Raw genomic sequence first — 15,117 nt, forward strand, 5'->3', positions numbered from 1 at the left:
CATCCGTACGAACACAAGGACCGATCATGCCCGACCACGGATCGAGCACACCGCCCGAGGTCAGCAGCTGTGAGGAAGTTTCGGAGCCCTACGGGCCGCCACCGGCAACAACCACCCCGATACGACCGCCCAGGCGACCAGGCGGTCCGAACGGGGCACATCAAGCGCCGGACGTTGCAGGGTTCGTAGATGACGCCGGGTCACCGGCAGCGGGAGCATCAGGATCATGGCGGTCATCACTATGGCGCTGGTGTCAGTGCCGGTCCATACGCTCACAGGGTGACCCGTGAGGACTTCTTCGACGAAATGGAGCTGGCCGCGCGCGGCTGGCACCCACGCCGACTGTGTCCCGAGGGAAGGCTCAAGACACCCTTCACCTACCGCAAGCGACGTCGAACGTCAGAAATAGCGCACGCACGAGAGGGTGTTCGACCGGAAGACCCGGCCGAACACCCTCTGTCAACTCCCTCCTCCTCCGATCAGCTCACCCAATCGATCTCTGACCGGCAGAGCCGCCCGCCGACCCAGATCGCCATGTCGACGCGCGGGAACGACCTGCCCAGCACGTCCAGCAACGCGGTCGTGAAGTCCCGAATCTCTTGCGCGGAGATCTCGGCCTCGGAGGACCGTACGGCCGCCTGGCCGGCGAGTTCACGGGATCGCCGGATGAGGGTGTACGACACACTGTCCTCCGCCTCCGCCGGAATCCCGACGCCCTCCGGCCCAGCCTCGTGGAATGCGAGGCCGGACGGGCCGGCGGGAGCGGCGAGCCCTGCCAGGCTCGGCAGCGAGGTATCCGACGGCCAGGACGCGGCGCCGACCCACACCGCGACCTGCGCCCGGCTCGGGATGTCCTCCGGGTCGCGGCGATAGCCGTAGTCGTCGTCCACCTCGAACGCCGTCTCAAGGCCCGCCCACGCCGAGTGCAGCCGGGCGACGACGGACCGGCAGAACGCCCGCAGGGAGCCCAGACTGTCGTCGGTGTCCTCGGTCGTCCAGTAGATGGACACGTGGAGGAAGCAGTCGTAGGCACGCAGCCCTGGCCGATCGGTCGACGGTTCGCCGACCGCAGGGCCCAGGAGGTCGCCGCGCCCTGTACTCAGCCGGAGCCGGAACTTCGATCCGTCCGCCCCGACGATGTGGTGCCAGGGCTCCGTCGACGGGTCGGTGGGCAGCGCGAGGACCTCCGCGATCTCCTCACGGGTGAGGGCCGGTCCGGAAGGACGTCTCACCAGAATGGCGGCATCGGTCGACATGGTTCAGCAGCCCCAGCCCTTGCAGGTGAAATCTCCGCCGACCTTACCGGAGATGTTCCAGCCGCCCGGGTCTCCGGAGGCATAGATCCGGTACTCCTGGAAGTCCGAGCTCCGCGTCGCCAGGTAGGTCTTCAGGCTCGACACGGCCGTCTTCGCCTCGTAGCCGTCGGGCATCCGGATGTAGACCCGTTCCGCGCCCTTCCCGTTGGACTTCCGCATGTTCTCCTCCACCGCCTTGGGCCCAGGCTTGGGCGCCTTGAACTCCGACGGCACGCCGTCGATCCAGGCGTCGAACCCCTTTCCGGACTTTCCTCCGTCGTCCTCGACCGCGACGACGTGCGAGCCCTCGCGGGCCAGGTCGAAGGCGATCTGGTACTCGCTGTTGCTGAACGACCAGGTGGTGAGGTTGCTGCCCTGCTTGGTCAGCGTCTTAAACCGCTTCTCGTCGAACTCGGTGGCGGATTCGTCGATCCGGTCGGCGACCTCGTCGACGTAGTTCTTCAGGAAGAGGTCCTGCGACATGTTGGCCCAGGCGCAGCCGTCACGGGCCTGCTTCTTGCAGCTCTCCTTGTTGATCTCCCGGATCTTCTCCAGGTACTGGCCGATGATCGGGTTGTTCGGCTGGAGCAGCCAGGCGACGCGGGCCTCGTGCCACTTCTTGCGGTTCTCCGGGGTTCCGGTGACGGCCTTGCTCGGTGTGACGGGCCGCGGCGGCGGGAGGGCGCAGTAGCCGGTGCACTCGTCGTCCACGTGCTCGGTGGCCGGGTGGATATGGCCGCCGTTGTCGACATAGCCGTGGATGGCTCGGTCGTGGTGCGAGCAGTCGTCCGCGCACATGATCGCGCGGCCGTCGGGGTCGCTGGTGCTGACCGGGTTGCCGCCGGAGTAGGCGTAGCCGTTGAGCTCCTTCGGGCTGTCCGGGTTGAACTGTGGGTCGGCGCTGATGAACCGGCCGGTGGTGGTGTCGTAGTCGCGCGCCCCGAGGTGGGTCAGGTCGGTGGGTTCGCTGACGCCGCCGAGGAAGCCGTGGCTGCCGGTCCAGGTCGCGGGCCGGGCACCGCGCAGCTCGCCGAAGGGGCTCGTGCGCCGCTGGGCTACCGTGCCGTCGGCCGCGCCGATGGCGAGCTCGGCGGTGCCGTGGTGGTCGGTGACCTGGAAGGTGACCTTGTTGTCGTCGGTGCGGACGGCCGTGGCGCCGGCGAGGGCGTAGTACCGGGTCGCCGTGGGCCTGGCCGCGCCCTTGGTGAGGGTGAGTTCGGTGCTGCCGAGGTAGAGGGTCCACTGCTCGCCCGCCGGGTTGGCGGTGTCCAGCACGTGGGCGGTCAGTCGGGCTCCGGCGGCGTCGTAGGCGTAGTCGGTGGTCCTCCTGGTGGCGGTCCCGCCGGTCGTGACGGTGTCGACGACCTGGCCGAGGCGCCCTTCGGCGTCCCAGCTCAGGGTCTGGTCGCTGGTGCCGGAGGCGAGCAGCCGGTGGCGGGTGACCAGGTTGCCAGCGGCGTCGTAGGTGTCGGACTCGGGCAGGACGCTGGTGCCGCCGGTGCCGGTCAGTGTGTGCGGCTGGGCGGCCGTGGCGCCGGGGTAGGTGTACTTGGTGGTGACGTCCTTCGTCGCGTCACCGGTCGGGTCGTGCTGGGTCTGGGTGTCGCGGGTGCTGTCGCCGTTGTAGGCGTAGCTGGTCCAGTACGGGGCCGGGCCGCCGAGTGACGTGCCGTCGGGCGTGCCGGGGCAGGCGGTGCCGGCCGGCGTGTACGCCTGGGTGAGGCGGGCGAGGTAGTCGTACTGGAAGCACTGTCGGTCGGTGCCGGAGCGCGAGGTGTCGGTGATGGACGTGACGTTGCCGGCCTGGTCGTACGTGTAGGCGGCGGCGCGGGTGGCTCCGGTGACGCCGTACTGGTCGGTGCGGCTGGACGCCAGGCGCTGGGTGCCCCATTCGTAGGCGTTGGTGACGTAAACCTGCCGATTCGCGGTGCCGTCGGACAGGGTCGACTGCAGGGGCTTGCCCGTCAGGCTGTAGGTCTGGCCGGCCAGGTAGCCGGTCAGACCCTGGGCGGAGGTGAGGCGGTGCCGGGCGTCGTAGCCGAGGGCCACGGACTCCGCCGGGAGGCCGCCCGCGGCGGGGTAGCTGTTGCTCTGCGGCTGCCCGTCGAGCCGGTAGGCGCTGCCGCTGGTGTAGGTCCCGGCCAGTGCCTCCTGTCCGGGGACGGATGGTACGGTCACCGTGGTGCGGGTGGCCCGGCCGAGCGGGTCGTACAGCGACCAGGTGGTCTTGTACGGGTAGGTGGCCGAGCCGATGGTGACGTAGCGGGTCGCCGAGGAGATCAGCCCCTTGTTGCCGGCGGCGTCCCACACCTGCGAGGTCAGCAAGGTGCCGGTGGGCGAGTCGGCCCGCAGCTCGGTCTGGCGGCCGAGGTTGTCGTAGACGTAGGCGAGGGTCCGGTTGGCGCCGTCCGTGCTGGTGGCCAGCTGGCCCCGGTCGTCGTAGGTCTTGACGGCAGTCCCGGCGTCCGGGTCCACCGTCCTGACGAGCCGTCCCTGCTGGTCGTACGTCCAGTTCCACTGGGTGCCGGACTGGTCGGTCAGCGTCACCAGGTGGCCAGCCGGGTCGTAGCGGTACGCGATGCTGTCGTAGCCGCCGGTCGGCGTGTCGGCGCGGTACTGGCGCAGCTCGGTGGTCCGGCCCTGCGCGTCGGTGACGGTGGTGGTCGGGGTCGCGCCCTTGGGCGGGGTGACGGTCACCCGGTCGCCGTCGTACTCGGTGAGCGTGGTGGCGAGCGGTGTGCCGGTGCCGTTGCCGGCCAGCACGGTGCTCTTCACCGGCCGGCCGAGCCCGTCGTAGGTGTTTGCGGTCTGGGTCTCCACGCCAGTGGTGTCGTCGACCTTGAAGAGCGTGGTCGAGGGCGCGCCGGTGGCGTAGTAGGTGGCGTAGGCGAGGGCGGCCTGGCCGCGCTCGTCGTAGAAGGTGTCGGTCAGGACCCGGCCGCCGTTGTCGCCGGGGGCCTGGGTCTGGCGGGCGCGGCCGAGGCCGTCGTACAGCGCGTAGACGGTGTCCTGCGAGCCGTCCGCGTTGAGCGTCTTCGTGGTGACGGCGCGGATCTGCCCATCGGCGTCGGTGTAGCCAAACTCGTGGTTCGGGGTGTCCCCAGCCACCTTGGAGCGGTTCGGCTGCCAGACCTTGAGGGTGCGGCCGAGCGCGTCGAGCAGCGTGTCGGTGCGCCGGTTGTTGGCGTCGAGGGTGTCGACGGCCAGGCCGCGCATGAGGTCGTAGTCGGTAACGGCGACCATCACGGTGGCCGGGTTGCCCGCGGTGGCGGGCGGGCCGGTGACCGTCGTCCTGGTCGGGCGACCGGTGGCCGGGCTGTAGACCGTCGTGGTGGTCTGCGCCAGCGGACTGGCTGTGGTCACCGGTGCGGTGGCGTCGGTGGTGTCGAACACCGAGGTCGATGCCAGCTTGGTAGTGGAGTCGGCGCGGCCGTAGCGGTCGAAGTGGGTGGCGCCGTCGAGGTAGGTCGCGTTGGTGCCGGTGCGGGACTTCATCGTCTCGACCAGCGTGGCGTCACCCTTGACTGGTGCCGCGCCGTATGCCTGGCCGTCGTAGCGCGTCCGGACGTCCGACAGGACGGCGGACGTGCCGTCGGGCCGGGTGTCGCGGTTGACGGTCGCACCGCAGGCGGCGGCAACCGTCTCGGTGTGGACGGTGCCGGTCAGTAGCCAGGCGGCAGTGTTGTCGGCGTAGGTAGTACGGATGCACGTGTCGTCGTCGGGGACGGCGACGTCGCCGAGGTTCTCCGACTGGACGGCACGTCCGTAGTCGTCGAACGCCGTGTTGGTGCGGGTCTCCCGCCAGGCGTTGCCAGCTCCCCGGTCGAGGGAGGTGAAGGAGCGGGTGGTCGCCGTTCCGGTGAGGTCGGCGGTGGTGGTGCCCCAGTCGCGGACGAGCCGGGCGGTCTCCTTCTTCCAGGGCGCGCTGACGGTTTTGGCGAGGACAGCGCCGCCGGGCTTGTCGTACTGCTCGCTGCGGTACTCGTACGCGGCCCAGGCGTCGTCGTCGGTCAGGGCGCCGCCCTCGCCGTCGTCGAAGGTGACGCTGCGCTTCTTCGTCTTGTCGGCGGGATCGGAGCGGTCGCCGTCCATGCCGCGCAGGAAGTAGTGGTCGGCCTGGGTGGACATGGCCGACACGCCGCCGGTCTGGACCCGGGTGCGGGCGTACCCGCGCCACTGGGACCAGGTCTTCAGGTTCTCCTTGGTGATACCGTCCTCGTCGTCGAAATGCCAGGCGGCGTCGCCGAGGTAGGTGTACCGGGTGACCATGTCCGGTGCGCCGCCGGTGCGGTCAGTCGCGGTGACCGAGTCGACCACGTACTTGTTGAACCACTCTGTGGTCACCGGCACCTTAGTGGACGGCTGGTACTGCTGCGGGAAGCAGCGCGTGGTGTTGGTCTGCGGGGTCGGCAGGCTGTTCCAGTCGCAGGCCGGCGCCGAGTAGGTGATGTCGAGCTGGCCGCCGATCTCGTCCGCGACGGTGCCGAGCCGCTGCTTGATGAAGGGCGCCCGGCCGTCACCGGTCCGGTCGAGCCGGTTCACCAGCGGCTTGTAGGCAAAGGCCGTCCTGGGCAGCGTGACGGACGGCGTTGCCGACGAGCCCGTGTGCTGGACGGAGTCGAGCAGCAGCTGGTAGTCGAAGTCGGCGGTGCCCCACTTGTGGTTGAGCGTCCAGGTGTCGACGGCCGCGTAACTCCCGTCCGCCTGAAGTGTCTTGGCGGTGACCGAGGTCAGCCGGGTGCGGGTGAAGAAGGCCGGGCTGAAGCGGCCCGCATCGCAGTCAGTGCCGTCGTTGCAGTTCTGGTCCCACGGGGTGTCATACCAGTACTGGCGGTTGACGTCGATCTTCGCCGGGTCGCAGAGGCCGGCCGTGGTCTCCAGGCAGCGCTCGGCGGTGCCGAACTCCACCCGGGCCATCGGCTCGACCGTAGCGGAGTAGAGGTCGCCCTGCTGCTGGCCGTACTCGATGTGGTCAAGCCGGCCGCCGCGGACGTACGGGGTGCGGTCGCTCGCCTTGAGGTTGCGACCGTAGTTGTTGGTCTCCTGGGTGTACCAGTAGGTGATGTCGTTGCCGTGGGGGTCGACGACGAGGTCGAGGTTCCAGCGCCAGCCCTGCTGGCACCAGGAGGAGGCGAAGTCCTTGCCGTTGCACGGCTCGCCGCTGTTGTTGCCGTAGACCGGCACGGTGTAGACCGACTTGGTCTCCGGCTTGCCGGAACTCCAGTTGGGCAGGCGGTTGTAGCCGAAGTAGTACTGGGTGCCGTCGGAGGTGACGGCCTTGAAGTACTCCCCGTCGTTGTCGCCGTTGCCGCGGGCAGTGTCGCGGGCGCGGGTGACCTTGGTGTTGTCGTCGCCCTTGAGTCGCCACTCGTCGGCGGCGACCGGGACGAGCTCACCGGAGTGGCCCGCGAAGGAGATCGTCGCGTTGTCGGCGGCCCAGCAGAGGTCGCCGACCTCCTGGTCGTTGGTCTTCACGCCCTCGTCGGCGCACGGCTTGTAGGTACGCTCGACGAAGCCCGGCGAGTAGTCGAAGCCGTCGCCCGCCCAGGAGGCCTGGTTGTTGCTGTTGGCGGTCCTGCCGTCGATGCTGCCCGAGTTGTAGGACAGTCCCACCTTCGGGGTGAGGCCGCCGGGCATGTCCGTCAGCGGCATCTCGTACGACCACGTGAACGACCCGCTGTTCAGCGAGGTTGACCACGTCGAGGCCACGGACAGCGGGCTCGCCTTGTAGTCGCCGCTCGGCCCGGCTGTTCCTGCCGTCGCCGCGATCACCGTGGCCGCGCCGGAGGACGAGGCCAGCTGCAGGGTGCCGGCGGGCGGGGTGGGGGGGACGGGCGCGTCCGCAGTGACGGTCTGCGCCTTGGGGTCGTTGCCGCCCGGCAGCGGCTTCTGTGTGCGGCACTCCGGCTTCTCCGGGGAGGTCAGCACACACGCCGGGAGCTGCACGAGATGCAGCCGGGAGCCGAACCCGGAGCCGGCGGCCTGCGCAAAGCCGCTGTAGTCGAGGCTGACCCTGGTGGGGGACTCAGTGCCGCCGACGGTCAGCAGCACGCCGTTGATCCCCGCCCGCCGGGCAAGGTCCTGGCTCAGCACCTCGACCTTGGCCTGCTGCGGCGCAGGGGCCTGTCCCGGACCGACTTCGCCGCCGGGGAGCGGCTGGAGGGTGACGGGCAGCGCGCCCGCCTTGACACTCTTGCCCGGCTCGACGGGCAGCGCCACCGAGGCGCTGCCCGCGCCTGGCCAGGCGGCCTGCTTTCCGGTCGGCGCGCTGACGGTGGTGTCGGCCATGCGGCCCTTGACCTTGCCGTCCGCGCCCTTGACCGGCTTCTCCGGTGAGACCGCCGAGGGCCTGGTGTACGTGTCGGCGGCCGCGCCGGCCGCCAGTGGCAGCGTCGGCAGCAGTGACCCGACAAGCATCGCCGCCACGAGGGCGGAGGCTCTGCCCCAGGTCCGCTGTCCAGCGGCCCGTATCCTGCTCAATTCTGGAACTCCTTCGGGATATCGACGCCTGCTACGGCGTGGATGAAGGAGCACGGAGAATCGCGACGGGCAACCGCGCGTGTTCGCTGCTTCTCGCTTCTGCCGACCGCCCCGAATCCCGTGCCCGCGCACAGCGCGAAACGCATCCTGATCGATTCCATGAAATGGTGTCAACTCTCCTACGGGAACGGACGGACAACCAGCCGTACCCGAAGCTGTCCACCGGTGTGGAGCGCGTGTGATCGGGTCACCGATCACCAGATCGCGCCTTCGAGGCGCTCTGCGGTGTCTCCAATCCTCCTCTTTGGCTGTCAATATAACAACAGGTCAGAAGCGTGAGACAGCTGTGAGACAAGCGCTCGGAGCGACAGTTTCCGCCAGCCGAAGGCCCGAGGACCCCTATAGTTCTGCCCTGGGCGCCGAGGAAACGACCTTCACGGGGCGCACACGACGGCGCGCTCGGGATTTTGAGTGCGGATTCGATGCCCGACCGGGTGGAATGCTTCCGATTCCGACCACGTCCCCATTGATTTCACCGTTCCGTGGACCTCTCCGAAGGTCGGATTCGGTGTTCTCATTTCACGATGTCGGTCGATCTCGAATTGGGAAACAGTGCAAGGAATAAGGTGGAGGCGGTTCGCGCACGGCTGGTTCGCCGCCGCGCTGACCGTGGGGGCGCTGCTCGGGGCGGGGGTCGTACCGGCGACCGCCGCAGGCGGCGCGGGTGCCGCGGGCACCGGGCCCGGCCAGGGGGCGACCTCGGCCGGCGCGGTTTCCGCTGAGGGGCCGGACGGCCTCGCGGTCACGGAGGCGCGGCGGACGGGCAAGCCGGTGGACGTCGGACAGAGGCGGACCGAGTCCAGTGACACGGTCGCGCAGCCGGACGGACGGTTGCTGACGACGACGTACGTCCAGCCGCACTGGGTGCGCAGAGGCGGGGCCTGGGTGGACATCGACCCGACCCTGACCGAGCGGCCGGGCGGCGTGGTGGTGGCCAAGGCGGCGACGGCCGAGGTGGAGTTCTCGGGCGGCGGCAGCGGCCGTCCGCTGGTGCGGATGGCGTCGGCGGGCCGGGAACTGAGGCTCAGTTGGCCCAAGCCGCTGCCCAAGCCCGACCTGCAGGGCAGTACGGCCGAGTACCGCTCGGTCCTGCCGGACGTGGACCTGCGGCTGACCGCAACCCGGACCGGGTTCACCCAGGTCCTCGTGGTGCACACCCCGCAGGCCGCGAAGAACCCGGAGCTGGGCCGGCTGCGGCTCGGCCTCCAGGGCAACGGCCTGACGGTCAAGCAAGCCGCGGACGGCTCGATGACGGCCGTCGACAAGGGCGCCGGCGGCACGGTCTTCGAGGCTTCGACGCCGGTGATGTGGGACTCCGCCCCGAAGGGGGCGCCGGCCGGCGAGCCCAAGCAGGCCTCCCGCTCGCAGGAGCGGTCGCTCGCGGCGCAGGCACCCGCGACCCCGTCCCTGGCCGCCCCCGGCGAGGGAGCGAAGGTGGCCCGGATCGGGGTGGAGCTGCCGCAGACGCAGGACGGGATGGTCCTCACCCCGGACAGGTCCATGCTAGACAACCCGGGCACGGTCTACCCGGTCATGATCGACCCGGCCTGGAACACGCCGCACGCCGGCGACTGGGCGGGCGTCTCGCAGTACTACCCCTCCCAGTCCTACTGGCACTTCACCTACACCGACAAGTACGTCGGCGAGTGGGGCGTCGGGTACTGCGGCGACACCTCGCGCTGCCAGCCGCGCGACGTGAAGCGGGCGTTCTTCCAGATCCCCACCAGCCAGTTCGCCGGGAAGCACATCCTCAGCGCCGAGTTCGTCGCCACGGAGAGCTGGTCCTTCGACTGCTCCCACCAGACACCGGTCGAGCTGTGGAACACCGGCTACATCAACTCGGACCTCACCTGGGACAGCCAGAACAGCAGCGGGTTCTGGAACCGCTACCTGCAGACCGCCTGGGCGGCCAAGGGCTGGAGCGGTGACTGCCCGGCCGGCCAGCTGGAGTTCGGAGGCGACTCGGGCCCGGTCCGTGACCTGGTCCAGGACGCGGCCAACTGGGGCTGGTCGTCCACCGCCTTCGGGCTGAAGGCCCGTGACGAGAGCGACCTCTACGGCTGGAAGAAGTTCACCGACGACGCCGCCCTGCGCGTCTACTACAACGTGCCGCCGCGGCAGACCCCGATGAGCGACCTGACCATGTCGCCCGGCATGTGCGTGGCCACCGGCGTGAAGCTCAACAAGTGGCCCCAGCTCACCGCGAATGCCAGTGACCCAGACGGCGAGGCGATCGGCATCCAGTTCGCCGCCGCCTGGGACGACGGCACCGGCTTCCGGCGCCGCTGGTGGTCCACCGGGGCGGAGGGCACCACGCCCGCCTCCGACACCTTCAAGGCCTCCGGCTCGGCCTTCTCGATCACCCTGCCCGCACTGCCGACCCCCGCGAAGGGCCAGTACGGCTGGGAGGTGCGGGCCTGGGACGGCGCAGACTGGGGGCCGTGGTCCTCGGACGGTGACCCGACCGACTGCTACTTCTCCGTCGACACCACCGCGCCCGACGGCCCCGCCATCAGCTCCGCGTCCTACCCGGGTTCGGCGGACGCCACCGCCGCCCTCCCCTGGACCGACGGCGTCGGCCGCTACGGCAGCTTCACTGTCAAGTCCAAGGCCACCGACGTGACCAAGTACCAGTGGGCCGTGGACAGCACGGCACTGGCAAACGAGGTCGCCGTCAGCGGCGGTGCGGCCGCCACGGTCAACCTGCTGCCGGAGAAGCCCGGCCTGCACACCTTCACCGCCCGCGCGGTCGACGGCTCGGGCAACGCCTCGCAGCCGGAGACGTACTACTTCAACGTCCTGGCCGGCCAGCCGCAGCGCACCGGATGGGCGATGGACGACGCGTCCGGCACCAGGCTGACCGGCACGGCCGGCAGGCTCGACGCCACCCTCGGCTCCGGCGCGAGCCCGCAGTCCCCCGGCCACCTGGGCGACGCCCTGGCGTTCGACGGCACGGCCAACGGCTACGCGAGCACGCAGGGCGCGGTGCTGGACACCGCCAGGAGCTTCACCGTCTCGGCCTGGGTGAAGCTGGCCAACGCCGACCGCAACCGCTCGGCGGTCTCGCAGTCCGGGTCGTACATGCCCGGCTTCAGCCTCGGCCTGCGCAACGGCAGCTGGGCCTTCGAGACGGTCAGCACGGACGACGTCGGCTACGGCTACCAGCTGGCCGGCGCCACCGGCCCGGCGACGCTGAACCAGTGGACGCACCTGACCGGCGTGTACGACGCCGCGGCCAAGACCGTGGTGCTGTACGTCAACGGCGTGCCGGCCGGTGCACCGGTGGCCGCCCCGGCCTCCTGGTCGGCCCGGGGCTCGCTGGAACTCGGCCGGATGCGCTACCGCGGCGGCTACAACGACCCGTGGTCGGGCGCGCTGGACGAGGTGAAGGTCTGGGACCGCGCGCTGTCCGCAGGCGAGGCCGCCGACGTGGCGGCCGATCGGCAGCTCACCGCTGGCCTCCCGGCCAAGGCGGTGTGGCACCTCGACGGCAACGCCCGTACCACGCCCGGCACGTCGGAGTCCGACGACCTCACGGTGTCCGGCGGTACGCAGCTCGGCATCCCCGGCGTCGCCGACAAGGCGATCCACCTGGACGGCACCAGCGGCTACGCCCGCACCGCGCGGCCGATGGTCGACGGGACGAAGAGCTTCTCCGTCTCCAGCTGGGTGCGACTGCCCAAGCTCGCCGACGGCGACACCGCCGCGCGCGTGGTGATCAACCAGATCGGCGCCCACAACAACGAGTTCTCGCTCTACTACTCGGCCTACAGCAAGAAGTGGATCTTCGGTCGCTACAAGGAGGACAGCGCCGCCGACACCCTGGTGCGCGCCGTCCAGCCGGTCTGCAGCGGCCCGGTCAACGGCATCCCCTGCTTCGGCCCGAACGAGGGGCAGTGGACGCACCTGCTCGGAGTCTCCGACGCCGCCTCGCAGAAGCTGCGCCTGTACATCAATGGGACGCTGGTCGCTGAGACGGACTACGTCCAGACCACGCCCTGGCCCAACCCGGGCCCGGTGCAGATCGGCGCCATCAGCCGCGAGGGGAAGAACGGCGACTTCTTCGACGGTGACATCGACGACGTCCGCCTCTACGACCGGGTGGTGACCGCGAGCGAGGCCGCCGACATGGTCAAGCAGCGGCCGCAGCTGGTGGGCCGCTGGCGGCTCGACACGGCGACCGGCTCCCCGCTCGTCTCACCGGACGAGAGCAGTGCCGCCTCCGGCGCGCAGCTCGGCGACGGCGCGAAGATCGACCCGGCCGGCGGACTGCTCCTCACCCCCGGTGCCCTCCAACTGGACGGCGTCAAGGGCTACGCGCAGAGCGCCGCGACACCGCTGCACACCGACCAGAGCTTCACCCTGGCCGCGTGGGCGGACACCGCCGGTGTCCCGACCCGGGATATGACGGTGCTCTCCCAGGCGGGCGCCAACGGCAACGCGGTCACCGTGCGCTGGCACTACCTGAAGGACGATCCGGCCACCGGCGCCCACCTGGGCGAGTGGCAGGCCGAGGTGAACACCGGCGACGGCGCCGCCACCGGCCGTACCGTGGTGGCCCACTCCCCCGCCACGAGTGTGCTGGAGAACTGGACCCACCTCGCGGTGACGTACGACGCCCTGGTGGGGCAGCTGTCGCTGTATGTCAACGGGCAGCCGGAGAACCAGCTCTGCACGAGCGGCGACTCCTGTGTCTCGCGGACCTCGTGGGGCCCGGCCAGGCGGCCCTTCGACGCCGGGCCGGGGCTGCAGTTCGGACGGGCCAGGGCGGGTGCCGGCTCCTGGGGCGAGTACTTCTCCGGTGAGCTGGACGACGTCTGGGCCTACCAGGGGATCCTGAGCGCGGCTCAGATTGCCAAGCTTGCGGACTACAACGCCGACATCCCGACGAAGACTGGTCCCTGACCGGTTCGGGAGCGTGGACCGGGCGGCCCGCACGGCCGCCCGGTCCACGCCCTTTCGTTTCACCCAGCTTCAACCACCGCTTCAACCACCGCTTCAACCAAAGGGGAACTCCGCCGTGAGGCAACACCTTCCGCGCGTCGTCATGGGCGTCCTGCTCGTGGCGCTCGTGATCGCGTTCCTGCCCGGCACCCGGGCCACCGCCGCGAGCTGGACCAGCCACTGCGCCGTCGGCAGCTTCTGCCTCTATGACCAGGACGGCGGCCAGGGCGCCGAACTCGCCAACGACCCCCGTGTCCCCGTCCAGGGCGTCGACCCCGCCTGGAACGACCGGGCCCGCTCGGTGGACAACCAGTCCGCCTACTGGGCCTGCCTCTACGCCGACGGCGGCTACGGCGGCACCGTCCAGGCCATCCGGCCCGGCGGACAGGCCAACCTCGCCGAACTCGGCACCCACCTGGACGGCAAGGTCACCTCCTTCAAGGGCGCCAAGTCCAAGGCCGGCTGCTTCACCGGCTACGAGCGCTGCGAGACCGGGCGGCTCTGCCTGTTCGCCGAGGAGAGCGGCCGCGGCGCGATGACCTCCTTCACCGAGGACGAGGTCCGCGACTACGGCACCGAGTGGGACAACCGGGCGGTCTCCGTCTTCAACCACACCACCAAGCATGCCTGCTTCTACCCGGACAGCGGGCTCACCGGCTCCTGGACCGCCAACGGCGTCGGCTACCGCGCCTTCGTCGTCCTCAGCGGCGACAGCACCTTCGTCCCCGCGCCCTACGCCGGCACGCTCAGCTCCGACCGCCTGGTCGTCGCCGCCAACGGCCGCCCCGCCACCGACTTCTGCTGATCCGGGAGCCCCTCATGAAGCACCCCTTCGTGCGGCGTGCCGCCGCGATCCGGACCGCCACCGCCCTCGGCCTGGCGGCCTCCGTCCTCGCCGTCCCCGGCAGTGGCCTGGCCGGCGCCGCCGACACCGACATCGTTCTGGACGGCATCACCCTCGCCCAGGCCGCCACCACCACGCCCTTCCCCGGGATCACCCGCACCGTCTACCAGGACGCCGACCGGACGTGGACGGTCAACGTGATGGACATCGACCCGAGCCGGGCCCCGATCACCTTCAACGGCTCGATCGGCCAGGGCATGTACACCACGCAGACCGTCCAGGAGATGCTGGAGCAGACCACCGCCGTGACCAGCCGACGCCCCTACCTCGGGGTCAACGGCGGCTACTTCGACGATGGCGTGATCCTGGACAAGGCCAACAAGATCTACCTCGGCGACCTCGGCGGCACCTCGATAAAGAACGGGCGACTGCTCAGCGAGGCCGGCGGTGGCCGCTACGTCTACGACCCCGTCACCGGCAAGGCCGTCGGGCTTCGCCCGGCCAACTCCGTGCTGATGCTGCAGAACGGCCGCCCCTACATCACCGAGCTCGGCACCAAGCTCACCGTGCAGCTCTCCGACGACGCCACCGTCAACCGCAAGGTCGACGGCGTCAACCGGCTCCCCGGCCGGGCCGGCCACTGCCTGCGCAACACCGACCCCACCAACAAGGACGTGACCGTCGTCGGCGGCGTCTGCTTTGACCCGTCCGAGATCGTCGAGTACACCCCCGAGTGGGGCGCCCCGACGCCGGCTCCCGACTTCCTCAAGGACACCACCACCGACGACGACCCGGGCGTCGAGGTACTGTTCAACTCGGCGGGCGTGGCCACCGCCTGCTACCGCCCCGGCGCCACCCCCGGCGGCATCGTCTCCGACACCCCGCGCGGCGGCCACACCGTCCCGCCCGGCGGGCGAGCCCTGGAAGGCACCGGTGACGGCGCCACCTGGCTCTGGGACAACGCCTGCGCCAGCAAGCCCGTCACCTTGCACACCGTGATCACCGACACCCGCTTCGCCGACGCCGTCGCCGACACCTGGTTCGGCCGCGCCCCGGCCAGCGCCGTCGAGCAGCCGATCGACCGGGTGCTGTACGCCACCCCCGTCGGCGACGTCCTGATCCGCGACGCCTCGGTCGTCTACCAGGTGGCCGACGACACCGCGCGGGCCTGGCGCACCGCCAGCGGGGCCGACGGCTTCGGCCACCTCTTCTTCGTCACCGTCGAGGGACAGAAGGGCGGCACGGCACCCCTCTCGTACGGAGCCACCCGCAGCGAGCTCGCCCAGCTACTCAAGGCGCTCAACCTCGTCGACGCCGTCAACATGGACGGCGGCGGCTCGACCACCCTCAATCTGCGCGACCAGAACGGCAACGAACCTCCCGTCACCACCACCTCTGACACAGCCCCCCGCCACGTCGCCGACACCGTCTACGCCGGCGTCGGCGGCTACGGCCTCGCCAAGTAGCACGGCACCGGCCCTCGCACCGGCCCCG

At 70.4% G+C, this 15,117-nt stretch carries 5 protein-coding genes; 3 read left to right on the top strand and 2 right to left on the bottom strand.

What is annotated here, in order from left to right; all coding sequences use genetic code 11:
- Nucleotides 1-479: 479 nt before the first annotated feature.
- Nucleotides 480-1,232 (bottom strand): hypothetical protein, encoded by a 753-nt coding sequence (locus ACFVWU_RS41430; protein WP_387631098.1) that lies wholly within the window; start codon nucleotides 1,230-1,232, stop codon nucleotides 480-482.
- Nucleotides 1,233-1,259: 27 nt separating this feature from the next.
- Nucleotides 1,260-7,712, bottom strand: a complete 6,453-nt coding sequence (locus ACFVWU_RS41435) for an RHS repeat-associated core domain-containing protein (RefSeq protein ID WP_387631108.1) — start codon at nucleotides 7,710-7,712, stop codon at nucleotides 1,260-1,262.
- A gap of 675 nt (nucleotides 7,713-8,387) precedes the next feature.
- On the opposite strand from ACFVWU_RS41435, the gene ACFVWU_RS41440 reads away from it, so the two are divergent.
- From ACFVWU_RS41440 to ACFVWU_RS41450, 3 genes are all read left to right on the top strand, one after another.
- Complete coding sequence (locus ACFVWU_RS41440; protein WP_387631100.1) at nucleotides 8,388-12,740, top strand: LamG domain-containing protein; 4,353 nt, start codon at nucleotides 8,388-8,390, stop codon at nucleotides 12,738-12,740.
- Between the two features lie 115 nt (nucleotides 12,741-12,855).
- Complete coding sequence (locus ACFVWU_RS41445) at nucleotides 12,856-13,584, top strand: peptidase inhibitor family I36 protein (protein WP_387631102.1); 729 nt, start codon at nucleotides 12,856-12,858, stop codon at nucleotides 13,582-13,584.
- A 14-nt stretch (nucleotides 13,585-13,598) separates the two neighbouring features.
- Nucleotides 13,599-15,089: a phosphodiester glycosidase family protein gene (locus ACFVWU_RS41450; protein WP_387631105.1), complete on the top strand. Its 1,491-nt coding sequence runs from the start codon at nucleotides 13,599-13,601 to the stop codon at nucleotides 15,087-15,089.
- Nucleotides 15,090-15,117: the final 28 nt, after the last annotated feature.

Source organism: Kitasatospora sp. NPDC058190, assembly GCF_042883685.1.
Lineage (GTDB): Bacteria > Actinomycetota > Actinomycetes > Streptomycetales > Streptomycetaceae > Kitasatospora.

Bases quoted from the DNA above. Each gene is read 5' to 3' on its own strand.
- ACFVWU_RS41435 (WP_387631108.1), bottom strand. From the start codon at position 7,712: ATGCTTGTCGGGTCACTGCTGCCGACGCTGCCACTGGCGGCCGGCGCG.
- ACFVWU_RS41450 (WP_387631105.1), top strand. From the start codon at position 13,599: ATGAAGCACCCCTTCGTGCGGCGTGCCGCCGCGATCCGGACCGCCACC.